22 protein-coding genes and 2 pseudogenes are annotated in these 21,738 nt (G+C 68.8%); 13 read left to right on the forward strand and 11 right to left on the reverse strand.

Annotation, left to right across the window (positions count from 1 at the left end; genetic code table 11):
* The first annotated feature begins 194 nt into the window (after positions 1 to 194).
* The 5 genes and pseudogenes from AB0937_RS13010 (at position 195) to AB0937_RS13030 (ending at position 2,224) form a co-directional block, all read left to right on the forward strand.
* Positions 195 to 704 (forward strand): annotated as a pseudogene (locus AB0937_RS13010) (MBL fold metallo-hydrolase).
* The gene (locus tag AB0937_RS13015) at positions 701 to 889 is read left to right on the forward strand and encodes a hypothetical protein (protein ID WP_366711456.1); all 189 of its coding nucleotides are present in this window, start codon (positions 701 to 703) and stop codon (positions 887 to 889) included. Before AB0937_RS13010 ends, AB0937_RS13015 begins: the two are co-directional and overlap by 4 nt.
* Before the next feature lie 13 nt (positions 890 to 902).
* Positions 903 to 1,343, forward strand: a complete 441-nt coding sequence (locus AB0937_RS13020; protein ID WP_366711457.1) for a hypothetical protein — start codon at positions 903 to 905, stop codon at positions 1,341 to 1,343.
* Between the two features lie 250 nt (positions 1,344 to 1,593).
* Positions 1,594 to 1,884: a hypothetical protein gene (locus AB0937_RS13025; protein ID WP_366711459.1), complete on the forward strand. Its 291-nt coding sequence runs from the start codon at positions 1,594 to 1,596 to the stop codon at positions 1,882 to 1,884.
* A 169-nt stretch (positions 1,885 to 2,053) separates the two neighbouring features.
* On the forward strand, positions 2,054 to 2,224 hold the full coding sequence (locus AB0937_RS13030) for a hypothetical protein (protein ID WP_031106884.1): 171 nt from the start codon (positions 2,054 to 2,056) through the stop codon (positions 2,222 to 2,224).
* A 319-nt stretch (positions 2,225 to 2,543) separates the two neighbouring features.
* Here AB0937_RS13030 and AB0937_RS13035 read toward each other — a convergent pair whose 3' ends face one another.
* Both AB0937_RS13035 and AB0937_RS13040 read right to left on the reverse strand, forming a co-directional pair.
* The gene (locus tag AB0937_RS13035; RefSeq protein ID WP_366711461.1) at positions 2,544 to 4,376 is read right to left on the reverse strand and encodes an FG-GAP-like repeat-containing protein; all 1,833 of its coding nucleotides are present in this window, start codon (positions 4,374 to 4,376) and stop codon (positions 2,544 to 2,546) included.
* A 97-nt stretch (positions 4,377 to 4,473) separates the two neighbouring features.
* Entirely contained in the window at positions 4,474 to 5,193 is a 720-nt protein-coding gene (locus tag AB0937_RS13040; RefSeq protein ID WP_366711462.1) for a hypothetical protein, read from the reverse strand.
* A 413-nt stretch (positions 5,194 to 5,606) separates the two neighbouring features.
* Here AB0937_RS13040 and AB0937_RS13045 point away from each other — a divergent pair, with 413 nt between their 5' ends.
* Entirely contained in the window at positions 5,607 to 6,701 is a 1,095-nt protein-coding gene (locus tag AB0937_RS13045) for a hypothetical protein (RefSeq protein ID WP_366711463.1), read from the forward strand.
* Positions 6,702 to 6,746: 45 nt separating this feature from the next.
* Positions 6,747 to 7,253, forward strand: coding sequence for a hypothetical protein (locus AB0937_RS13050; RefSeq protein ID WP_366711464.1), 507 nt, complete (start codon positions 6,747 to 6,749; stop codon positions 7,251 to 7,253).
* 54 nt (positions 7,254 to 7,307) lie between these two features.
* Here AB0937_RS13050 and AB0937_RS13055 read toward each other — a convergent pair whose 3' ends face one another.
* The 4 genes and pseudogenes from AB0937_RS13055 to AB0937_RS13070 all read right to left on the reverse strand — a co-directional run bounded on the left by AB0937_RS13055 (position 7,308) and on the right by AB0937_RS13070 (position 11,240).
* On the reverse strand, positions 7,308 to 8,831 hold the full coding sequence (locus AB0937_RS13055) for an RICIN domain-containing protein (protein ID WP_366711859.1): 1,524 nt from the start codon (positions 8,829 to 8,831) through the stop codon (positions 7,308 to 7,310).
* A 415-nt stretch (positions 8,832 to 9,246) separates the two neighbouring features.
* Positions 9,247 to 9,564, reverse strand: a pseudogene (locus AB0937_RS13060) (SDR family oxidoreductase); the annotation flags it as partial.
* 39 nt (positions 9,565 to 9,603) lie between these two features.
* A complete protein-coding gene (locus AB0937_RS13065; protein ID WP_366711465.1) occupies positions 9,604 to 9,738 on the reverse strand; it encodes a hypothetical protein in 135 nt (44 codons plus the stop codon).
* A gap of 227 nt (positions 9,739 to 9,965) precedes the next feature.
* Positions 9,966 to 11,240, reverse strand: coding sequence for a sulfite oxidase (locus tag AB0937_RS13070; protein ID WP_366711466.1), 1,275 nt, complete (start codon positions 11,238 to 11,240; stop codon positions 9,966 to 9,968).
* A gap of 1,034 nt (positions 11,241 to 12,274) precedes the next feature.
* Between AB0937_RS13070 and AB0937_RS13075 the strand changes: the two genes are divergently transcribed.
* The 3 genes from AB0937_RS13075 to AB0937_RS13085 all read left to right on the forward strand — a co-directional run bounded on the left by AB0937_RS13075 (position 12,275) and on the right by AB0937_RS13085 (position 14,428).
* Entirely contained in the window at positions 12,275 to 12,376 is a 102-nt protein-coding gene (locus tag AB0937_RS13075) for a putative leader peptide (protein ID WP_366711467.1), read from the forward strand.
* Between the two features lie 103 nt (positions 12,377 to 12,479).
* Entirely contained in the window at positions 12,480 to 13,586 is a 1,107-nt protein-coding gene (locus AB0937_RS13080) for an ABC transporter substrate-binding protein (RefSeq protein ID WP_366711468.1), read from the forward strand.
* Positions 13,587 to 13,681: 95 nt separating this feature from the next.
* Positions 13,682 to 14,428, forward strand: coding sequence for a LodA/GoxA family CTQ-dependent oxidase (locus AB0937_RS13085; protein ID WP_366711470.1), 747 nt, complete (start codon positions 13,682 to 13,684; stop codon positions 14,426 to 14,428).
* Positions 14,429 to 14,512: 84 nt separating this feature from the next.
* On the opposite strand, the gene dapA is transcribed toward AB0937_RS13085, so the two are convergent.
* Complete coding sequence (gene dapA, locus AB0937_RS13090) at positions 14,513 to 15,439, reverse strand: 4-hydroxy-tetrahydrodipicolinate synthase (RefSeq protein ID WP_366711472.1); 927 nt, start codon at positions 15,437 to 15,439, stop codon at positions 14,513 to 14,515.
* A gap of 71 nt (positions 15,440 to 15,510) precedes the next feature.
* Here dapA and AB0937_RS13095 point away from each other — a divergent pair, with 71 nt between their 5' ends.
* Complete coding sequence (locus AB0937_RS13095; RefSeq protein WP_366711474.1) at positions 15,511 to 16,434, forward strand: LysR family transcriptional regulator; 924 nt, start codon at positions 15,511 to 15,513, stop codon at positions 16,432 to 16,434.
* A 352-nt stretch (positions 16,435 to 16,786) separates the two neighbouring features.
* Here the strand turns inward: AB0937_RS13095 and AB0937_RS13100 are convergent, their stop codons facing one another.
* Positions 16,787 to 17,695 (reverse strand): LysR family transcriptional regulator, encoded by a 909-nt coding sequence (locus tag AB0937_RS13100; protein ID WP_366711475.1) that lies wholly within the window; start codon positions 17,693 to 17,695, stop codon positions 16,787 to 16,789.
* 136 nt (positions 17,696 to 17,831) lie between these two features.
* On the opposite strand from AB0937_RS13100, the gene AB0937_RS13105 reads away from it, so the two are divergent.
* Together AB0937_RS13105 and AB0937_RS13110 are read left to right on the forward strand one after the other, a co-directional pair.
* A complete protein-coding gene (locus AB0937_RS13105) occupies positions 17,832 to 18,650 on the forward strand; it encodes a 3'(2'),5'-bisphosphate nucleotidase CysQ (RefSeq protein WP_366711477.1) in 819 nt (272 codons plus the stop codon).
* Between the two features lie 41 nt (positions 18,651 to 18,691).
* Positions 18,692 to 19,288 (forward strand): NAD(P)-binding domain-containing protein, encoded by a 597-nt coding sequence (locus tag AB0937_RS13110; protein WP_366711478.1) that lies wholly within the window; start codon positions 18,692 to 18,694, stop codon positions 19,286 to 19,288.
* A 63-nt stretch (positions 19,289 to 19,351) separates the two neighbouring features.
* Here the strand turns inward: AB0937_RS13110 and AB0937_RS13115 are convergent, their stop codons facing one another.
* The 3 genes from AB0937_RS13115 to AB0937_RS13125 form a co-directional block, all read right to left on the reverse strand.
* Positions 19,352 to 20,002, reverse strand: a complete 651-nt coding sequence (locus AB0937_RS13115; protein ID WP_366711480.1) for a hypothetical protein — start codon at positions 20,000 to 20,002, stop codon at positions 19,352 to 19,354.
* 204 nt (positions 20,003 to 20,206) lie between these two features.
* The gene (locus AB0937_RS13120) at positions 20,207 to 20,428 is read right to left on the reverse strand and encodes a hypothetical protein (protein WP_366711482.1); all 222 of its coding nucleotides are present in this window, start codon (positions 20,426 to 20,428) and stop codon (positions 20,207 to 20,209) included.
* Between the two features lie 156 nt (positions 20,429 to 20,584).
* Positions 20,585 to 21,724: a helix-turn-helix domain-containing protein gene (locus AB0937_RS13125; RefSeq protein ID WP_366711484.1), complete on the reverse strand. Its 1,140-nt coding sequence runs from the start codon at positions 21,722 to 21,724 to the stop codon at positions 20,585 to 20,587.
* Positions 21,725 to 21,738: the final 14 nt, after the last annotated feature.

Genomic DNA, 21,738 nt, shown 5'->3' on the forward strand with positions numbered 1-21,738 from the left:
CGTCCGTGAGTTCGTGTCGCCGCACCATACGGGCATCCTGCCCGGCCCACCACGAGATCCACCCAGCCCACCAAGAGCCATCAGAAACGGCCTAGTACTCCGGCCGCAGATCGTGATCATGCCTGGTTTGTATTTTTCCCGGCGGATAGCGAACGTTGGTGTCACTGCGCCAGGTCGTTGGCAGGGTGAAGGCCATGAGGCTCACCAAGTTCGGTCACGCTTGTGTGCGGTTGGAGAGGGACGGCCAGGCTCTCGTCATCGACCCGGGTGTGATGACTCCCGAGCGCGATGCGTTGGCGGGGGCCAAGGCTGTCCTCATCACTCACGAACACTTTGACCACTTCGATACTGATCGACTGCGGGGATTTCACGGTGTCGGGCGACAAGCATCACTTCAGCCATCCGGATGTGCCTCCGGCCGACAATGTCGGGTTCCTGATCGACGGAGAAGTCTTCCACCCGGGTGACGCACTGACGGTGGTCGACGCCCCGACGCTTTTGCTACCTGGTCAGGCACCGTGGCTGACGGTGCCTGACATGATCGGCTACCTGCGCCGGATGACACCGCGCCGTGCTTACGCGATTCACGACGGCTCGTCAACGAGTGGGGCCTGAAGGTCCTGGATGACGTCCTCGCCATGGAGGCCGAGAGGGCGGGTGCCGAGATCCGGCGGCTCCGCCCCGGCGAGAGCGTCGAACTGTGAGAGGACGGCAGTCGGCCAAGGGCAGCTACGACCACGCAGGCGTCATCACCAAGGTGAAGAACGGCAAGGCCTACATCACCGCCCACAACAAGAACCGGATCGACAAGCCGCTCAGCGAGTACCTGACGAGATCCGACAAGGGAACCGACTACTCGATCATCCGCGTCAAGCCAGACTGGTACTGAGGAGAAGATGCGTATGAAGAAGCGGGTCATCCTGCTGTGCGGTGGCGTACTCGTCGTGGCCGGGATCGCAGCGGCGGTGTGGTGGAAGTGGTTGCGGGCACCCTATGCCCTGGCCGATTCGCCGAAGGTCGACGTGACGGTGCGTGCGGAGAAGTCCGTGTACCCCGACGTACAGGAGACGGCCAAGGACGTCGACACCCTCGTCCGGATCTATGTGCAACGGCTCAAAGACGGCGACGCCAAGGGACTCGCCGAGCTCGCCGGGCCCGCTTACAAACAGCCCGGACCGGCCGCAGCCAAGTATGTGCGCGAGTACGGCGAAGCAGCGGGCGGGCAGGTCGAGGTCACGGTGCTGGAGGGGTCCGTCGACTACTTCAACCCGGTGACGTTGGCGTACGAGGAGACCGGCCAGCGGCAGAACTTGGTGTTGGTCAAGGATGACGGACACTGGTAGATCGGCCTGGGCGACGGCGATCCGGCAGCCGGCAAGTAGCGACAGTCGCGGATGGGGCCCGGAGATTGCTTCACCCGGCGGAGAAGCAGCCCGGGGTCTTCGACGTTAATGTCGTCGCTGGCCTTCCGGGGCTGTTGGGGGATCGCGGACGACGTCGGGATAGCGCTGAGAACGGCGGATTTCCTGCGTGCCTGGGTGCGGGCCGCGGCTGCGGTCCTGTGCAGGGCTTCTGCCTCCCACGGAGTTCACCGTGACCCAGAACACCCAGCAGCCCGGCACTCGACAGGTGCTCGGCCTGCGCAACGCCATCATCCTGCTGCTCGGCGTCCTCACCGACATCGGCGCAGGCGTACTCACCTACCTCGCCCAACACTCGCTGCCAGCAGCAGCCCTGGCCGCCGGCGCCGGATTCGGAGCGGGCGTCCTGTTCTTCCACACCATCATCGACTGGCCGATTCCCCACTCGGGGGGCTTGGGGGCGGCAACCTCCTCTGCGGTTGCTGCCCCCAAGACCCCCCGTCCGCTTCACTCTCGCCCCTGAGGCGGCGGGAAGGGAACCGGCCGGCGGCGCGCCGGGCGCCCGCCATTCTTGAGGTGAACGCCGCTAACGAAATGGAGCCCAGTTCCCGCAAGAAGAATGAATAAACCAGGCAGATCAGCCGCGTGTTCTACGAATCGCCGGGCACGAGGAGCAATGGAGGTTGATATCCATGGTTCCCCTGCTTCTTGTCCTGCTTCTGGCTCTGATCCTCTTCGGCGCCGGTTTCGCGCTGAAGGCGCTGTGGTGGATCGCCGTCATCGTGCTGGTCGTCTGGCTGCTGGGCTTCGTGCTGCGTAGTGCGGACACAGGTGGCCGCAAGGGCCGCTGGTATCGCTGGTAACCCACCAGTCACACAGAAGCCAGCCTGTGGCCCCCGGGAAGACCCGGGGGCCACAAGCATGTCCGGCCTGATGGCGACGCCGTCGTACTCCAGAGTTGCCCTCGGCCGCGCCCGTCGAACACCTTCACGCCACCTGCTCAGCGTTCTCGGCAAGGATCTTGCCGAGAACGATGGCGCTGTGCGCTCCGACTGGAGACTCGTGCGGGCACGCCGGAGGAAGCGCAGCACTGACGGCTGGAGAGGAGACGAGTCGTCTCCGCGTCGCGGGATCGGCAGGCCTGTCGGCGCCGGAGCGAGAAGATGACAGACGTGCGAGACGCTATCGAGTTCTGAAGTGACGGAAGAGGTTTCGGGCCACGTACACGCCGGGGCCGCCGAATCCGACGATGTCGACCCGTCCGTCGCCGGTGATGTCGGTGACGAAGCGGGGGTGGCGGCCGACCCGCCAGGCGCCGGCGTCGTCGTCGTACCCGAAGCCGCGGCACACCAGTTGTGCCTGCTCGAAGCGGCCGTCGCCGCGGCTGTGCGACACCCAGACTCCCTCGTCGCCGAAGCCGACGATGTCCGGGGTGCCGTCGCCGGTGACGTCGGCAAGGAAGCGCAGGTGTCTGCTGCCCGTCCACCCCTGGGCGAGCCCGAAGTCGTTCAGGACGAGTTGCGCCGGCTCGAACGTGCCGTCGCCCCGCCCGCGTGCGACGACAACGCCCTGAGGGCCGAATCCGACGATGTCCACTGGACCGCCACCGGTGGTCGTGAGGGGGAACCGAGGGTGTTCCTGGACTGAGCTCCACCCTTGGTCGGTCCCGAAGTCGTCCAGAACGTAGCGAGGCTCGGCGAAGAGGCCGTCCTCGCTCTGGAGCGAGATCCACACGCCGTCGTCATGGCAGCCGACGATGTCGGCGCGCCCGTCGCCGGTGGTGTCGACGAGGAACCGTGGATGCGTGTCGACGAGCCAGCCACCCGCCTTCTCGTCGTGGCCGAACGCTCGGAGGACCGGTGTGTCGCCGATCGGGGCGAACGTGCCGTCTTCGCCTTGGAGCGAGATCCACACGCCGTCGTCGTGGCAGCCGACGATGTCGGCGCGCCCGTCGCCGGTGGTGTCGACGAGGAACCGGGGGTGCTTGCCGGCAAGCCAGCTGCCGGCCTGCTGGCCGTGTCCGAACGCTTTGAGAACCAGTTTGCCGCCCGTGGGTGCGAAGGTCCCGCTCTCGTCCTGTGCGGTCACCCGGACTCCGTCGACTGCGAGTACGACGATGTCGGGTCTGCCGTCGCCCGTCGTGTCCAGTGGAGTCCACACGTCCGCGGGATGAGGCGAGGGCGCGGGTGGGTGCAGGAGGCGCTCGGTGTCGTCGAAGGTCCCGTCGCCCCGGCCCGACGCGGTCACGGCACCCTTCGCGGGTTTGATTGCGACGATGTCCATCCGCCCTGTTCCTGTGGTGTCGGTCAGGAACCGCGCGCCGAGGCCGGCCCAGCGGGTGGATTGCCCGTCGGTGAGGTGGCCCGCGCTGTCGCTCTTCCACCCGCCGGCGTCCTGGTCGCTGCCGAACCGCTTGAGGACCAGCAGCACATCGCTGAAGGAGGGCGTCGCTTCGGGTGCCGGCCGCAGCGAAGCCGACCGGGCCAGCCGCCAGGACCGGCGGCCGTTCCAGTGATCCAGTGATGACCAGCGCAGTACCGAGTCGCTGGTGCGCTCCGGCTCGGCTGGGACGAACCGCCAGCGCTGGGTTTCCGCGTTGTCGTCGTACTCGCGCAGGACGACCCGGGTGTCGTCCGGGCCTGCTTCGCCGAGGTCCAGGACAGCGCCGCCGGTGGCATCCTCGATGAAGTAGAGGCCCGCTTCGCCGTCGACGGGGACGACGCGCCACTGCTGACTCTTCTTGCCGGCGGAGGCGTCCCACTGACGGACGCCGCGCTCGGCCGTCGCGGGGTTGTCGAGCACCTTGCCGCTGATCGCGTTGCGGATCACATGGATCCGGTCGCCCTGCGCGGCCTGTACCGGAGTGAGCTGCCACAGTTGCGGACTCTGGCCGCCATCGGGGACGTCGCGGGCGACGAGCGCTCCGTCCGCGCCCGGCGCGGCCTTGGCACCGAGGGTCCTTCCCGTGGCGGCGTTGACGATCTGAAGTTTCAGGTCTTCGATGGGCACGGGCATCGTGATGCCTCTTCCAGGCGGTTGGGGCGCCGCGGCCGGCCTGCGGCAGTCGGCCGGCCTCGGCTCGGGACGGGTGTGGCGCGGCGGTGGCCGAGGATCACGTGAAGACGTGGTGATAGGGGACGTCCCACTCGTTGGGCAGCCGCGGGTAGAAGGTGTTGATGACCGTCCCGGTGAAGTCACCGCCCCAGTTGCGGGTGACACGGGCCTCGCTGTCGGCCGCCACCGCGTGGTCCTTGAACCCGAGGATGGTGTCGGGGTGGGTGATCGGCACAAAGGTGATCCCGCCCCAAGGCGTCACCGTGACGACCCAGAGCTGGCTGTCCTCGGGTGCGCCGTTCCTTCCACGCCACTTGTCCCCCACCTTGTCGGGGAGGCCGACCTGGACGGTGTCGCAGGTGCTCTTGGGCGCGTCCTGGTGGACGGTGATGCGCCTGCGCTTCGGCTTCGGCGCGCCGTCGTCGCCGCGGCCGGCGTCGGCCTCGCTCGCGCCGGGGGGTTTGGTCGTGACCTGGCCTGCGGCGCTCTCGACGAAGTACAGCGGTCGCTGCCCGAAGAAGCCAGCGGGGGTGATGTGCCAGAGGTGGCCCTTCGCCTCCTTGGTGGCCTCGTCGAGCGTGGTGGCGAGCTTGACGCCCTTGTCGTGGCTCTCCTCCTTCAGCTCGGCGGGCCGCAGGTAGCCGCCGTTGAAGGCGTGGACGAGCATGACCGGCCGGTTCTCGACCAGCGCCGCCACGATCGCGTTGTCGTAGCTGTTCACCGCCACCGGGCCGCCGACCACCAGGTTCGACATTGCCGTGCGTTCTTGGGTGTACATCGCGGAAACCTCACCTGTCCCTCAATGTGGAGAACAACACATCGGACACTCAATGCAGGAGCCTGCCGTAATTCACTGCCGCGAGTTCGATCGACTTCGGCCGAAACACTACCCGCACATACATCGACAGCTGACACATATTCAAACTACAGCAACAGCCTGCGAAGTCATTTTGACGTCCCTTGGCCAGCATTGGATGTAGTCACATCCGAGTGCCCGACAGCTTCTCAAGTTAGTTGCCGTATAGGGCGGTTGAGAATACCCCGGATGCCACATCACTCGATTGAGCGCATAACCCGACGCCATCTTCTGCGATTACGCAGGGCGTGCTAGCTTCACCTTTCGGGAACGCGCGCAGATCCTTGTGCAGAATTCACCGAGTGAAATTCGGCCATATCAGTCGAGGACGGGGAATGACTTCCAACGCGTACAACCTGGTACAGGCCAAGCGTCAGCCGCTGACCAAGAAGAACCTGCGGGAACTCAACATCCAGCAGACCTGGCAGTCCATCTTGAACCATCCCAGCCTGATCTACGTCGACAATAACGGTGCGAAGCACAGGCCCGTCGGGTTCTCCGTGAACAAGTCGAGTTTCGGCAACTTCCCCGGGAGCGCGTTCCAGCTGGGCTGGCTCGCCTACATGAACCTCGGGGAGCCGCTGATCGAGGTGCGCGGCGACATCACCCAGCCCCCGCCCGACACGTTCTCCTCGCGCACCTACGTCAACCGCAGCCAATCCGAGATGACCTTCACCGACTCGGTCGACTTCACCGTCTCGAACGGCGTCACATGGTCGCTCCACGGAGACGCCAAGCTCACCTTCGGCGGCAGCGTCGGCGCCTCGCTCCAGCTGCAGTTGCAGAACCAGCTCCGACTCGACCTCCAGTCGCAGCTGCAGGCGTCGTGCCAGAACGGGACAGCGAACAAGAACGCGAACACCGTGACCAACAAGAACAGCAAGGACAGCGTCGGAGTCGACAACGCCAATACTACCGAAACGTCCGCGAGCAGCTCCGCGACGAACTCCTCGTCGAACGGGATGACGAATTCGGTGGGATTCACGACTACCGGCAGCGCCACCGGCAACGCGACGCTCAACGCGCAGCTGGCCCTGGGTGTCGCGGCCACCGTGGGCGGCTCTTTGAACACCAGCTGGGCCTCGAAGTCGCAGATTTCCGGCAAGGTCCCGCCGAACTCCCGCGTGCAGACCCTCGTCACGCAGCGACGCACCCGTAAGCAGTACACCTACGAGATCCCGGTGACCTTCTCCGGACTGATCGCAGTGAAGTACGCCGTGCCGGTGGCGGTCCTGTCCCCTCCGCAGTCCGGTACCTACCCCGGCCTCGACCAACTGGTCGCCCGGGACATCGGCGACATCGACCTGGCACCCGGCGGTTTCCGCATGAAAGGACTGGCCGAGGTCGTCTCCGCATTGGAGGTCCACCACACGATGCTCGACGGCGAGAACCTGGCCGCCAGCCGGCAGACGCTGTACAAGCAGCCCTGACCACGCGTAACCGCCACCACAACGACGACGACCGAGGTGACGACCATGGTGTTCGACAACATCTTCAACTCCGCGCGCACGGGCACGGGGTTGTTCTCCGTGACCACTGACGGCACCAAGCCCCCGTTCGGCGAGGACGTCGACTTCGAGGACGCCGACGACGACACGTACGACGACACCAGCACCAGCCTGTTCAACAGCGCGATCCATGGCGCTTCCTCCCGAGCGAAGATCGTGCAGGAGACGTCGCCCGAAGCGCGGGCCGTCCTGGGCTTCCTCGGCTCCTTCATCCACACCACCCAGTCGTCCGCCCACGCACAGGCCCAGTACGCCAACGATCCCGGCTCGGTGAGCGAGGCAGCATCCGCCGGCATGAACAAGGCGAGGGCGACAGTGAAAGATCACAGCGATCTGCAGAAGGACGAGGATCTGGGGAGCAGGCCGAAAAGGAGCGACTACACCCAGCCACCCAAGACCCCGCAGACGCCGAAAGCACCTGAGGCACCCACCGCGCCCAAGGCGACCGCGGAGAAGCCGTCCCGTTCCCAATAGGACCGAGTCGGCGTAAGAGAGGGCAGGGGCGACAACGCCCCTGCCCTTCATGTGTCATACGGGAAGCATCTGCCACTGCCGACTCTGGTGGTCGGCCTCCGACCCGTCCTGGGTGATCGCCGCGCGGGCATTGGTGTCGACCCGCAGGAGCAGACCACTGTTACGGTTCGCGATTTCGAACACGCGGGGAGTGCTGTCCACCGGGCCTACCGGGATCAGCCTCCACTGCTGGTGATGTGCGTCAGCTCCCTCGTAACCGCGCTGTGCGATGACTGCCCCGGATTTCTCCTGCGCTCCGACGACCTCCAGGACCTTACCGCTGCGTACGTTCTCGATCCGGTACAGGACGTCGCCGTCGTGCTGACCCGCCGCGACCACCCTCCACCGCTGATGGTCCCTGGACACGGCGAGCATCTGATGGACCTCCGCCCCGTCCTTGACGGACTCGCGCACGATGCCCATCCGTAGCCTGCTGCGCACATTGGCCCAGGAGACCACAGTGCCCGAGTCAGGCAGCCCGGCCAGCCTCGCCGACGCGATCTTCCGGACTCGGTTGTTGACGTGATCGGCGATGTAGAGAGTGTCGACGCAGTCCACGGCCAGCCCGTACGGGTGGTGCAGCTGGGCCTTGTCGGCTGGGCCGCCGTCACCGCCGAAGCCTGCGGTGCCCGTGCCGGCCACCGTGCAGATCTTCCCGTCCGCCGCGACCCTGCGAACTCGATGGTTGCCGTAGTCGGCGATGCAGAGAACGCCTGCGCTGTCCACCGCCACTCCTACCGGGCCGTTCAGCCGGGCGGAGGCGGCGGGACCGTCGTCTCCACTGAAGCCCGCGGTGCCCGTGCCGGCGGCGGTGCTGATCTTCCCGTCGGCCGTCACCGTGCGGACCCGGTGATTGGCGTAGTCCGCGACGTAGAGGGCGCCCGTGCCGTCGACCGCCAGTGCGTGCGGACGGTTGAGCTGCGCGGAAACCGCCGGGCCGCCATCTCCGCCGGCGCCGACGGCCCCGGTGCCGACGTACGTGCTGATGTGGCCGTCGGCCGTGATCTTCCGAACGCGATTGGTGTGGTACTCGGAGACATAGAGAGCGCCGCCACTGTCCACCGCCACCCCCATGGGGAGATTCAACCGGGCGGCGGTGGCGGGACCGTCGTCCCCACTGAAGCCCGCAGCGCCCGTGCCTGCGACGGTACTGATCCGTCCGTCCGGGGTGACCTTCCGCACCCGGTGGTTGTTGCCATCGGCGATGTAGACGGCGCCTGCACTGTCCACCGCTACTTCGCGCGGACAGTTCAACTGGGCGGCGACGGCAGGGCCGTTGTCCCCGCTGAAGCCCGCGACCCCGGTTCCCGCAACCGTGCTGATCTTCCCGTCGGTCGTGATCTTCCGGACGCGATGGTTGTTGAAGTCAGAGAAGTAGAGGGTTCCTGTGCTGTCCACTGCGATGCCGTACGGGCGATTGACCTGAGCCGAAACGGCCGGCTCGTTGTCCCCCTTGAATCCTGCGGCCCCGGTCCCCGAGACCGTGCTGATCGGCGGAACGGCGTTCTCGTCACCTGTGGTTGGCTGGGCAGTGCTCATCGGCCTCTCCCCGTCCCTCGCAGCCGCTCCGGACGGTCCTGGCTTACCGTCATACCTCGCCCCTGTCTCGAGATCCGATCGTCTTGCATCCGCGGACAAATGCTCCCGTCACCCGGAGGCCACAGAAAGGGGAATGTATGTACAAACGGAATTTCCAGACAGAGCACACCGAGGGTAGAGGATCGTTTCTTCCACTGACGTGCGGGCCCCCCTCTCCCCGGCCCAGCGGGAAAGCAGGCTGATAGCAGGTCACTCACAGGGGGTCGCGGCTGTAGGTCGCGAGCAACTCGCACTTCCGGCGGTGCACGTCATGTCACCTGGCTGGACGGTTGGCACGGGCCGCCTCCGGCGCGCTCGGCATCTGACCACGCAGGAGCCGCCGTTCGTCGTGTGACGGCGAGTTCCCGCGTCGCCAGCGGGCGACGTAGCCGCCGTCGACGGGGAGGGCGACGCCCACCACGAAGCCGACTCCCGGGCTGCACAGCCACAGGACGGCCTGAGCGATCCCGTCGGCGGTGCCGTGCCGGTTGATGGGCTGGCCGGCCTCGGCCTCGGCTGGGTCCAGCTCCCCCTTGGCGATCATGTCGCTGACCAACGGGGTATCGATGGTGCCGGGGCGGACCGCGTTGATGCGGATGCCGCGCGGGGCGTACTCCAGGGCCGCGGTGGTCAGGCCGATCACGCCGTGTTTGGAGGCGTGGTAGGAGGCACGGCCGGGGCAGGCCGAGGAAGCAGACTGGCTGCTGCGGGCCGGCGTGTTCCCCTGGACGACTCAATGCCCGGGCGCGTGGCCCGACGGCTCGTCCGTCTGGCCACGACGCGAGGTGAGCGTCGCCAGTCGACCGGCCGCCGACCCGAAGCCGCGGCGCGCGCCGACCAGCGCCTGTACGCCGATGAGGATCCACACGAAGTGTGAGGTAAACGGAGGGCTCTGCCCCGCTGGCAGCGGCGGATACGGCCAGGAGAGCGCTGCCGAGCATGTTGATCGTCTGGAACCCGCGCGAGTCCGGCTCGATACGGCGGCGCGAGTCGAGAGCGTACGCCGTGGCTGTACACGGAACGCCGCTCCAACCTGCTGCCGTCGCCGTCGAGGTCAGCTGATGCGTGCTGCCGCGCCGCCCTTCTCTCCACGCTTCACACCACGTTCACCGGATGCCGAACCACCGCGTCGAACAGGTAACCCAGCGTGTTGGGCACCGCGAGGTCCGGCTGAGTGCGGCCCGCCGAGTCCGTAGCGCGGGCCAGCAGGTGGGTCGCTCCCGGTGCCTCGGGCTGCCAGCTGAGGGACCAGCGGGTCCAGGTACTGGTGCGGGGCCGGTCGTGCGGACGGGCGGTCCGCCAGTTCGCCCCGCCGTCGGTGCTGACCTCGGCCCGGGCGACCGCGCCCGCACCGGACCACGACCGTCCGTGCAGCACGTGCCGTCGTCCCACCGCGAACGTGGCCACGTTCGCCAGCTCGAAGGCGCTCTTCGTGGTCTGCCGAGTGAGCGGCGCACTGCCGCCCTCGGGATGGGAGGGGCCGAACAGCCGGTAGAAGGCGGTGTTCCAGGGCGAGAAGAGCGGCTGTACGGACACCTCGATGTCGCCGACCCACTTGATCGACGAGATTCCCACCCAGGAGGGCACCAGCACACGCACCGGATATTCATGGTCGTACGGAAGCCTCTCACCGTTCATCTCGTAGGCGAGCAGTACGTCGTTCAGCGCCTTGGCCAGCGGCAGCGGACGCCGTACCCGGCCCAGGTTCTCGCCGCCGCTGACGTACTCGGCGTCCAGGCCCCGTGGCTGCACGTCCACGGCGTACGGGGACAGCCCGGCCCTGCGCAGCACGTCGGCCAGGCGCACTCCGCGCCAGCGGGCGACGCCGATCGCGCCCAGGGCCCAGGAGGTGCCGCTGACCGTCTCGCCCTGCTGACTCGTGTAGTAGGAGCGGCCGTTTCCCGCGCACTCGACGAAGGCGGTCCGGGTGACGGCCGGGAGAGCCCGCAGATCGTCGTATCCGAACTCCACCGGCCGGTCCTCGCCCGGGGTTCCGCGCAGCCCGCTCCCCCACAGCCGCAGCCGCCATTCGTCGGCGTTCAGGACGGGGGTGGCGGTGTGGTTGCGGACGAAGAACAGTTCGTTGGGGGTGTGATGGCCGGTTCCGCGCAGCGCCTCCCAGCGGGTCTCGGCATTGGTGCCCCGCTGGATGAACCACTCGGGCGACAGGGGCTTGACGATGGGTCCGCCGGCTGCGCGCGCGGGCCGGGCGGCCTCGAGGGCGGTTCCGGCGGCGGTGGCGGCGAGCAGGGTGAGCAGCCGTCGGCGGGTGACCCCGTCGGCCCTGGCCTCGCCGGCGAGCCACTGGCGCAGCCTTCGGCGGTCGTAGTCGGTTTCGATGCGATGACCGACAGGGCGGGGAGAAGGCATGGTGGATCCTCGTCATGAGGGGCGGAGGGGCACGGCAGAGGCCGGGCGGGCCGGGCGCGGGCATCCGGCGGTGCGGCTGCCGCCTGCATCCAGGTGTGCGGAACGGCGGTCGGCCAGGTCTACGGGAAGCGCGCGATCAACCGGTCGTCCGACACAGCGCGGCCGCCACGCGGACCAGGTCCACGACGCGGCGGCGAGTCAGAGGCTCCGGCGACGGCATGGCGGGATGCAAGCACGTGCGGCGGAACGTGTCAACGGTGCCGGTCGCGTGGGCGGATGCGACAACCGGTCCGAACTCCGCATGTCCGCGGTGGAGTTGCCGTGCATCATCGGCTGGGCGCGATCATCGCGGCTGCGACGCGCGGGGCAGTGGCCCGGTCGAAGCCGGCGGGGGTCCGCATGCGTCACATCGAATGAGACTGCCTGGCCGATCAGGTGTGTTGCCGCCCGCATGTGGTTACCTGGCTCCACGACCGTGCTCGTGACCCGCCGCCACGTCGACTACGTGCGCGTCACCACCACGTGTTGTTCCACCGTGAGCTGACGCTTCGCTCCGGTTTTCGCCCCGCTTTCTCTCCGCCGCATCACGCTGACCGCTGCCCCGTGCGCACACGGGCGCGGCTGCCTGCCCAGCGGTGTCCCCACGCTTGCCGTCCCTCCTCCTTCGTGCCGGGAGTACCGCCATGAGCCTTGCCGGCGACCCCGTGGGGGTGGGCTAGGCCGACTGGTGGCGCTACGGGCGATCGTGTCCGCCGAACCGACTTGAAGAGCTCGTTCGCCGTGGCCAGGAACTCCTCTACGCGAGAGTTGCGCGCTCGGGGGTGGCGGCGCGGACCGGCCCACGGCCGGCGGAGCTACGTCACCGGCGCCCTGATCGCCGACCGTATCGGCGACGCGCCGCGGTGATCACTCATCGCTATCTCAATAAATGAGATTTATGGGTCCACAATACGAACCAGCTCTTTGGATTCAGGCCACCGTCTGCCACTATCCCCAGCAATCAGGTAGGAAAACTAGGGATCGAGGGGGTCGCCATGCGCACGTTCAGCCGTGCAGCTCAGTCGTTGCCCCTTCTGACCTCACGACGTCACGTCGACCTCCACCGCACGGCCAGTGCCATCTGTCGACCTGCGTGACGCCCCCTAAACCCTGACCTCGCCGCCCCCTCCCCGCACCGGGACACAGCGCGGCCCGCTCGTTCGTATCTCCTTGATCACTCATCCTTGAGAGGACACCTTCGTGTCTGCCGTAAGACCACGCATCGCCCTGCGCGCCCTCGCCGTCACAGCCGCACTTCCCCTCCTGCTCACCGCCTGCGGCTACGGTTCCGATGCCACTGACGACGACAAGCAGAGCGGCGTCGCGGCAGACGCCGAGAAACTCTCCGCCGATGACGTGAAGATCGGCTATTTCCCCAACCTCACGCACGCCACCGCGCTGGTGGGCGTCCAGGAGGGGTTGCTCCAGAAGGAACTCGGCGGCACCACGATCAAGCCCTCGACGTTCAACGCCGGCCCCTCCGAGATCGAGGCGCTCAACGGCGGCTCCATCGACATCGGCTGGATCGGCCCCTCCCCCGCGATCAACGGCTTCACCAAGTCGAACGGCAAGAACCTGCGCATCATCAGCGGTTCCGCCTCCGGCGGCGTGAAGCTCGTCGTCAACCCGGACAAGATCAAGTCCGTCGACGACCTCAAGGGCAAGAAGATCGCCACCCCGCAGCTCGGCAACACGCAGGACGTCGCGTTCCTCAACTGGGCCGCGGAGCAGGGCTGGAAGATCGACCCGCAGAGCGGAAAGGGCGCTGTCTCCGTCGTCCGCACCGACAACAAGATCACCCCGGACGCCTACAAGTCCGGCTCCATCGACGGCGCCTGGGTGCCGGAGCCCACCGCGTCCAAGCTGGTCGCCGAGGGCGGCAAGGTCCTGCTCGACGAATCGACCCTGTGGCCCGACAAGAAGTTCGTCATCACGAACATCATCGTGCGGCAGCAGTTCCTCAAGGAGCACCCGGACGTCGTCGAAGCCGTGCTGCGCGGTGCCGTGAAGACCAACGAGTGGATCAACGCGAACCCGGACAAGGCCAAGGCATCCGCCAACGAGGCACTGGCGAAGCTGTCGGGCAAGGCACTGCCCTCCGACGTCATCGACCCTGCCTGGAAGTCCATCACCTTCCTCGACGACCCGCTGGCCGCCACTTTGACCACCGAGGCGGAGCACGCGGTGAAGGCCGGTCTGCTGGAGAAGCCCGACCTCAAGGGCATCTACGATCTCGCACCGCTCAACAAGGTCCTCAAGGCCGAGGGCAAGGACGAGGTCGACGACGCCGGTCTCGGCGTCAAGTAGCGGCACCGGATCCGGCACATTCCCAGGAGGTGACGCCCTGATGTCGCGCCGCGCGAGTTTCGTTCACCCGTGACGTCCTGCCGATCCTGCGGCGCTTGTGCGATCTCCAGTGGGTCAACCGCGGTATCGCCGCCCTGTTCGGGCACGGCGGTCGCGAGCACTTCCTGGCGCCGGAGCGGCTCGCCCGGCTGGCCGAGGCCGGGCCCCGCAACGCGGAGCTGCGCCAGCAGATCTGGGCCACGATGCGGGACCTCGAGCGTGACGGGCTCTCGCCCGTGCCGTGGCCGCCACTGTACGGCGACTCGATGAGCGTGTGGCCGGTCTCCGCGCGGCAGCACCTGACGCTGTCTTCGTTGCAGTACCGGTCCCTGGCCCGGTGGGCAGCGGGAGACTTCGTCGCCGACTACGACCCTGCAGTGGTGCCGCCCGCCGGCCTCGACGAGGTGCCACTGCCGGACCGGCCGGGCATGCTCGACCGCGCGGCCCTGTCGTTCTGTCTGGCCGACGCGTTCCACCCGGGGTGCGAGATGTCCTGGCCGATGCGGCACAGCACGCTGTACTCGGCTCCCTTCCGGGTGCGGCACCGCGATCCCGGCACCCCCGAAACCGACTACGGCCAGGTGCTGACCCCGCGGACGGCCCTCGGCGTCGACGGTCCGCTGCACGCGCAGGGTCCGGGTCACCTGACGCGGTGGATGGCGGTGCCCTGGCAGACCGGCACCGCCCGCTGCCGCTCCGGCTACTACCTCGGGTACGGGCTCGCGCTACGGCCCGTACCTGCCCACCTTCTGGCCCGCGCGCGTGCCCGCCTTCTCGACCGCTGGTCACGCCCGTGGATCTGAGCAGGCCGACGCGCAGGCGCCGCTCTTGCGGTCCCCCCATCCCACTTGCTCAGTGCATCGCGGCGCGAGGACCACGGACCGGTGTCAGGCCGCGGTCTCTTGGTGGGCGCGGTGGGTCCGTACGGTGGCCAGGTCGGTCGCTCGACGGACCGAATCGGCGGAGGCGGCCAGCAGTGGCAGCCGGACGGCCGGGCTGGGGATACGGCCCTGGGCGTGCAACACCCCCTTGATCACGGTCGGGTTCGGTTCGGCGAAGAGCGAGGCGGACAGGCGGGCCAACTCGGCTCCCAGCCTGCGGGCCGGTCCGGCGGCGTCGCGCTGCCACAGCGAGATCAGCTCGGCGTAATCAGAGGTGCGGACATTGGACGACGCCAGGATGCCGCCGTGGGCGCCCGCCGCGAGCAGCGGCGAGATGACGGCGTCGTCGCCGCCGAGCACCGCGAAGCCCGGCGGCGGCGAGCCGAGCAGTTCCATCGCGGCTGCGTCGATCGCGCCGGTTGCGTACTTGACCCCTACGACCTCCGGCAGGCTCCCGAGCGCGTTCAGCGTCGTGACGCTGAGGGACTGACCGGTGCGGTACGGAATGTCGTAGACGACCAGCGGCAGACCCCCGTGCTCGGCGAGTGCCGTGAAGTGCGCCATCGTTCCCGCCTCGCCGGGCCGGGTGTAGGGCGGTGCGGGAACGAGCGCCGCGGCGACGTCACCGCTCTCGGCGAGCTCCCGCAGTGTCGTGACGGCGGCGGCGGTGTCGTTGGTGCCGACGCCGACGATCAGCGGAGCTCGGTGCGCCCGGCAGGCCGCCGAGCAGATGCGGACCACCGCCCGCTTCTCCTCGGTCGTCAGCGTGGCCGCCTCCGCGGTGGTCCCCAGGGCGACAAGTCCCCTGGCGCCACCGGCCGACAGCGCCTCGTCGGCGAGGCAGGCGAGCGCGTCCGTGGCGAGGCGCAGGTCGTCGGTGAACGGAGTCACCAGGGGGACGAACAGGCCGGTGAGATTCGCTTCGGGCTTCATGCGTCCAGCCTGACCGACACAAACCCAGTAGATCCAGTTCACATTTCTTCGCTCATGCGTAAGCTCACCTTATGCTTGATGTTCGACGTCTCCACCTGCTGCGCGAACTGGATCGACGCGGCACCATCGCGGCCGTCGCCCAGGCGCTGACCTTCACCGCCTCTGCCGTCTCCCAGCAGCTGAGCGTGCTTGAGCGCGAGGCGGGCGTCCCCCTGCTGGAGCGAAGCGGCAGACGGGTCGTGCTCACCCCCGCGGGCCGCACCCTCGTCACCCACGCCGATGCCGTCCTCGAGCGCCTCGAACTGGCGGTCTCCGAGTTGGCCGGGGCACGCGAAGGCATCGGCGGGCCGCTGCGGATCGGGACGTTTCCCTCTGGCGGCCCCGCGATCGTGCCCGCCACATTGGCCGAGCTGGCCAGGCGGCATCCCGCGCTGGAACCGATGGTGCGGGAGATCGACTCGGCACGGGTTTCCGACGGCCTGCGCGCCGGCGAACTCGACGTGGCCCTCGTCCACGACTACGACTTCGTGCCCGCGTCACCGGACACCACGGTCGACCGGGTGCCCCTGCTGGAGGAGCCGATGTACCTGGCCACCGGCACCACGTCGGCCACCGGCCACGTCGCCCGCGGCGAAACGCTGGCGGAGCTGCTCGGACCGTGGGCCATGTCCCCCTGGATCACGGCCCGGGACGGCACGACCGGTCACGCGATGGCCGTACGGGCCTGTCAGGCGGCCGGATTCCAGCCGCGCATCCGCCATCAGGTCAACGACTTCCGTACGGTCCTGGCACTGGCCGCCACCGGGCAAGGCGCCGGATTCGTACCGGAGATGGCCACCACCCACGCCCCCGAGGACGTGGTCCTGACCCGGCTCCCCCTGTTCCGCCGCTCGAAGGTCGCCTTCCGCGCGGGCGGCGGCACCCACCCGGCGATCGCGGCATTCGTGGCGGCGGCGCGAACGGCGGTGGGCACCACGGGCCGCGCCTCCCACTGATCGCACGGCGTGCCTGGCCGCCGTTCCACAGGGCCGGACGCTGAGCCTGCACAACCTGTTCCCGGGCGATGCCGACAGATGCGCGACGGACACAGCGCGCGTGAGCACTGCTTGGGGTCGGCGCCGATGAGTTCATCGACTGCACCAGCACGCAGGCCATGGACGTGGTCAGCGGGGTCGGCCTGGTGATCGGCACCCGCGGTGGCCCGGACAGCTCACGCTTCCCGCGCGTGCTCAAGCGCGGCGGAACCATGCTTCCGGTGTTCTTCGCCCAGTACGACCGGAAGAGACGGCACGTCTGGCATCACCGACTCCGCGTGGGCCCACGGGTGAAGCGGCCGGGTGGCGCCGACTACGACGACGCTCCGCACCTGGCCAGCGCGGTTCGCGCCAACTCGCGCAGCCAGGCGTGGGCGTGGTCGGTGTCGTAGCGCTGATGCCACGACAGGTAGATCGGCGCCGGCGGTAGTTCGAGCGGGAGGGGAAGCACGACCAGGCCGAGGTCGGCGACCACTGACCGCGTCGTGGCTTCGGGGACACTGATCAAAAGATCGGAGCCGCGCGCGAACTCCAGCGCGGCCGCTTCCGTGGGCGCGGTCGCCACTACGCGGCGGGTGAGGCCGATCCGCACGAGAGCGTCGTCGAGGGCATTGCTGAGGTTTCCACGCCGCGAGACGTTGACGTGCTCAGCGGCGGCGTAACGCTTTGCCGTGACGGTCCTGACGCGGGTGAGGGGGTGCCCCTGCCGCACGACGATGACGAGGGGAGTATCGCCCACATGCTCGGCACGGATGTCCGGTGCGCTCGGGAGGTTGGCGTTCGCCTCCAGGTCGACCTCGCCGCGCCGCAACTCGGGGGTGTCGATGCTCGATTCCGCGACGAAGCGCAATCGCACGCCCGGCGCCTGTCCGCGCACGGCCGAGAGCAGTGCGGGGCCGCTCGAGGCGACCAAGGAATCATGCCAGCGGAGTGTGAAGGTGCGCTCCAACGTTGCCAGATCGAGTTCGCGGCTCGGTGCCAGCACCCCCTGGACCTGGTGCAGCAGCTCGTGCACCTGTTCCCGGACGGCGATCGCATACGGCGTCGGCGTCATCGTGCGGCCTGTGCGCACGAGGATCTGATCCCCGGTCGTGCGCCGGATTCGGCCCAGACTCCGGCTCATCGCGGGAGCGGTGACGTGCAGGCGCGCGGCTGCCCCAGCCACGCTTCCCTCCTCCAGCAGCGCGTCGAGCGCGGCGAGCAGATTCAGATCCAGTTGCATGCGAGTAACTCTAGCCGTGCTTTACATGCACTTGCAGTTAATTGAGGGCCTGCATACCTTCGAGGCGAGAGCGCAAGAGCGAACGCACAGCTTGCCCTGACCCGCCTCATCCCCCTCCTCACTCGGGAGTACCACCATGTCCGAAACGCTTCCAACCACTGACGTCGCCGACTCCGACGCCGACCTGCTCGGCCAGACCGCGAGCGCCGTGCGCACGGCCGGTTCGGCGCTGCGCGAGCGCTTCGGTGAGGTGGTCCGCCACGAGACGCGCGAAGAGCTGATGCGCGCGCTCGCCGCCAACGACGACACGGTCCTCGACACCCTGCGCCCCCGCCTCACGCGCCTGCGCCCGGACGCCGGCTGGGTGGAGGAGGAACTGGACGGCGGGGCGCTGCCGCCCGGCGAATGGTGGGTCGTGGATCCGGCCGAAGGCAACGTCAACCACCTGCACGCCCTGCCGGAGTGGGCGGTGACCGCCACGCTCGTGCGGGAGAACCAGCCCGTGCTCACCGCGGTCCACCTCCCGTTGACCGGCGAGACCTACACCGCGCTCACCGGCGGTGGCGCCCACCTCGACGGCCGGCCGATGCACGTCTCCCGGACCGCGGACCTCGGACTGAGCATCGTGGCCACCAGTCAGGCCCGGCCGGACGAGGACGAGAAAGTCGTGCGGCGCGTCGGCTCCTCGATCACCGCGATGCTCTTCGACGCGCTCGTCGTCCGCACCGCCGTACCCGCGACCCTGCACCTGCTGAACGTGGCCGCCGGCCGGATCGACGCCTTCTGGCAGTTCGCCGGCGCCCGCGCGGACCTGCTGCCCGGGGCGCTTCTCGTCACGGAGGCCGGCGGGCAGGTCTCCGACGCCGAGGGCCGCCCCTGGACGCCGCAGAGCGAGAGCCTCCTGGCCGCCGCGCCCGGCGTCCACGCCGAGGCCGTCGCCACGCTCTCACGCTGACCGCGCACCACAACCTGCACACACGGAAGGACCAGATCACCATGACCACGATCGCAGTTCTCGGAAACGGCCGCGTCGGCGGCAGTCTGGCCACGGCCCTCACCCGGGCAGGGCATGAGGTGACCGTGGCGGACCGAGCGCCGGGCGCCGCCGCCGACGCTGCCCGGACAGCCCAGATCGTCATCAACGCCACCCCGGGAGCCGGTTCGCTGGACCGGCTCGTCGCCCTGCGCGAGGAACTGCGCGACAAGATCCTCGTCGACGTCTCCAACGCCACTGTCGACGGGCCCGACGGACTGCCCGACCACCTGATCCACCCCGGCTCAAGCCTCGCCGAGCAACTTCAAGAAGCGCTTCCCGAAACGCGCGTCGTCAAGACACTCAACACCATGCTCTTCCCGGTGATGACCGCGCCGGCCATGCTCACCCGGGCGCCCGACGCCTTCCTCTCCGGCGACGACCCGCAGGCCAGGCAGACCGTCCGGCAACTGCTCATCGACCTCGGCTGGCGCAAGGAGTGGATCACTGATCTCGGCGGGATCCAAACCGCCCGCGCGACAGAGGCAGCGATTCTGTTCGTACCGCACGTGATTCGGTCCAGCGGATTCGCGCCCTTCGCGATCTCGGTCGCCCGCTGATCCGGCCCGGAGACAGTCGCGCCGAACGCCGCCTCGTGGTGCGGCGGTTGCGACGTCCGGGGCTCACCGGTGTCCGGCGGACTCTTCGATGTCCTGATGCAGATGCCCCATCACGCTGCCCATTTCCCGCACCGCCGGACCCGGGCTGTCCGCGTTCTCGGCGACGTCCTGGAGCCATGCGGTGGTTGCCAGGGCCAGGGCACTCGCGTCCTCTTCCCGCTGCTCCACGAGCAGCTTCTCCATGCGGCTGGACAGCGTCCCCAGGGTCTCGTCGGTGGTCTGCGGCAGCAGGTAGTCGCGCAGACCCGCCGGGAACGGGTCCTGTTCCCGGGCGGACCGCAGGGCGCCGACCACCGTGGCGTCGTCGCTGTAGCGGTCGAGGTGGCCCATGAGGACGTACAGACGCGCGATCAGCCGCGGCCGGCCCGGGTAGCGGTCCAGCCAGGCCATCAACTCCTGCTGGCCACCCAGATGGTCGATGATCGTGGTCAGGGCCTCCCGCGACTTGGTGGGGATGTCCCAGCTGTGCGGGAGGAGTTGCGCGACCTCGTCGGCGAGCCGCGTCTCGTCCTGCGGTGCGAGCGTTCCGGCGGTGAACTGGCCCGCTCTCCAGCTGTCCAGGCCGTAACCGTCAGGCCCTGCCTCGGGGCGGACGCCCCGGGAGGCACCGTGCCGCCGGTGCAGCAGTTCACCGACGCTCCTGGTGAGCGGCATGTCGTGCACGGTGTACCTCCAGAACGCCAGTCGGGCCGTGACGGCCGGGCGGGCCGTCGACCGGCCACCCGCCGGCCGGGAGGCGCGGGCCGACACCTCCCGGGAGACGCAGCACCATCCTGACGCCCGCCCCCTCCTCATGCGCGCCCGGCGGCGCGGACGGGCGACCCGGGCACCCGAGGCCTGCGAGCACCGCGCCGCGCTTCAGACCCCGGGCCGCAGCACGATCAGCAGAACGTTCAGGGCCAGGTCCATGGCCTCGGCGAGCGGCGTGTCGTGCAGGCGCCTCCGCGCCCAGCGCACCACCGGCCAGCCCTCCAGCGAACAAACCAACTGCCCGCACAGACCCACGCCCACACCCGCGCGCACCCAGTCGCGATTGAACCCAGCCCGCCCAACGCAGACGGATGCATTGATCACGGGCACTCGAAGGGACTCCATGAGCGGCCAGATGGGACGTGTACACGGCAACGGCCACGCCGGAAAGGCAGCTCAGGGAAACGCCGGCCGACCCACGCGCCTCCGGCAAGCTCGCGCGCCTGCACCCCTCGCGGACGCGGTCGTGGACGGTCGAAGTACGCGTCAGCTGACGGGAAGACCGAGCGCCAGCGTCAGTTCAAGGACCCGGTGCGGCGATGCGAGGTCCGGGAACAGCTCCCGCAGCTGCGACATCCGGTACCGGACGGTCTGAGGATGGACGAACAACGCCGCCGCCACCGCGTCCCGCCTGCCCTGGTGCAGCAGCCACTCCCGCAACGTCTCCTCCAGCCGCCGTGCGGTCGCGACAGGCAAACTCTGCAGCGGTGCGAGGGCTCGGGCACGCAGGTCTGCGTACGCGTCCAGGTCGGCGCTCAGCACCAGCTCGGGCAGGTGGTCCTCGGTGTCGCGAATATCGGAGGAGAGGGAGCGCGCGCGTGCGGCTCGTGCGTACGAGGCGGAGGCACGAGTCCACGGCCGGGCCGGGCCGACCACGGCGGTGCGGTCGGTCAGCTGCCGCAAGAGATGTGATCGGTCGGCGTCGGGGACGAACAGCACACCGGTGGCGTCCGGCAGGTCGTCGAGGACGAGGGTGCCCGGGTCGAGCACGCGGTAGGCAGGCCGGGCCTGGGCGGCGGGCAGCAGGACCGCGGTCAGCGAAGCCGGAGGCTGCCATCCGGCCCGTTGAGCAGAGACAAGCAGCACGTCCGGGCTCGCGCCGGCGAGGAGGTCGCGGGCCAGGTGCTCCAAGTGGCGCTCGTGGTCCCTGCCCCGGGCGGCCAGTTCGTCGGCGTGGCCCGCGGCGCTCGCGGCAGAGAGCTCGTCGATGTAGGCGAAGGTCAGCTCGGCGAACTTGGCGACCTCGGAGGCGGGCAGACCGGCGGGTACGGCACCCGCTGCCAGGCATCGCCAGGCCACACGGGCACCGACGCGGTAGGCGCTGAGCAGGGCGTCCATCGAACGGCCGTCCCGGACCTCGCCGCGGCCCAGCTCGTAGGCCGCGTCACCGCCGTCGCCGCCTGTGGCGTTCCCGCTCGCGAGGTCCAGGTAGTGCCCCAGGGCGGTGCGGACGGCTCGGCGGATGGTGGCACCCATGTGACCCGAGAGGGCGTTGGCGTAGGAAGGAACCTCGTCGATGATCGCCTGGACGACCTCGTCGGCGGTGCTCTTCAGCGCGGCCCGAAGTACTGTGACCGTCGTCTCGTCCAAGGCCAGTTCGCTGGCCCTCCGGATTACATGACTCACGCTTTTATTCCCTG

This window comes from Streptomyces sp. NPDC047880, assembly GCF_040706515.1.
Taxonomy (GTDB): Bacteria; Actinomycetota; Actinomycetes; order Streptomycetales; family Streptomycetaceae; genus Streptomyces.

Excerpts from the sequence above, each read along its gene's own strand:
- AB0937_RS13020 (WP_366711457.1), top strand. The coding sequence starts at position 903 with ATGAAGAAGCGGGTCATCCTGCTGTGCGGTGGCGTACTCGTCGTGGCC.
- AB0937_RS13030 (WP_031106884.1), top strand. The coding sequence starts at position 2,054 with ATGGTTCCCCTGCTTCTTGTCCTGCTTCTGGCTCTGATCCTCTTCGGC.
- AB0937_RS13035 (WP_366711461.1), bottom strand. The coding sequence starts at position 4,376 with ATGCCCGTGCCCATCGAAGACCTGAAACTTCAGATCGTCAACGCCGCC.
- AB0937_RS13040 (WP_366711462.1), bottom strand. The coding sequence starts at position 5,193 with ATGTACACCCAAGAACGCACGGCAATGTCGAACCTGGTGGTCGGCGGC.
- AB0937_RS13045 (WP_366711463.1), top strand. The coding sequence starts at position 5,607 with ATGACTTCCAACGCGTACAACCTGGTACAGGCCAAGCGTCAGCCGCTG.
- AB0937_RS13050 (WP_366711464.1), top strand. The coding sequence starts at position 6,747 with ATGGTGTTCGACAACATCTTCAACTCCGCGCGCACGGGCACGGGGTTG.
- AB0937_RS13055 (WP_366711859.1), bottom strand. The coding sequence starts at position 8,831 with ATGAGCACTGCCCAGCCAACCACAGGTGACGAGAACGCCGTTCCGCCG.
- AB0937_RS13070 (WP_366711466.1), bottom strand. The coding sequence starts at position 11,240 with ATGCCTTCTCCCCGCCCTGTCGGTCATCGCATCGAAACCGACTACGAC.
- AB0937_RS13075 (WP_366711467.1), top strand. The coding sequence starts at position 12,275 with ATGCGCACGTTCAGCCGTGCAGCTCAGTCGTTGCCCCTTCTGACCTCA.
- dapA (WP_366711472.1), bottom strand. The coding sequence starts at position 15,439 with ATGAAGCCCGAAGCGAATCTCACCGGCCTGTTCGTCCCCCTGGTGACT.
- AB0937_RS13095 (WP_366711474.1), top strand. The coding sequence starts at position 15,511 with ATGCTTGATGTTCGACGTCTCCACCTGCTGCGCGAACTGGATCGACGC.
- AB0937_RS13100 (WP_366711475.1), bottom strand. The coding sequence starts at position 17,695 with ATGCAACTGGATCTGAATCTGCTCGCCGCGCTCGACGCGCTGCTGGAG.
- AB0937_RS13105 (WP_366711477.1), top strand. The coding sequence starts at position 17,832 with ATGTCCGAAACGCTTCCAACCACTGACGTCGCCGACTCCGACGCCGAC.
- AB0937_RS13110 (WP_366711478.1), top strand. The coding sequence starts at position 18,692 with ATGACCACGATCGCAGTTCTCGGAAACGGCCGCGTCGGCGGCAGTCTG.
- AB0937_RS13115 (WP_366711480.1), bottom strand. The coding sequence starts at position 20,002 with ATGCCGCTCACCAGGAGCGTCGGTGAACTGCTGCACCGGCGGCACGGT.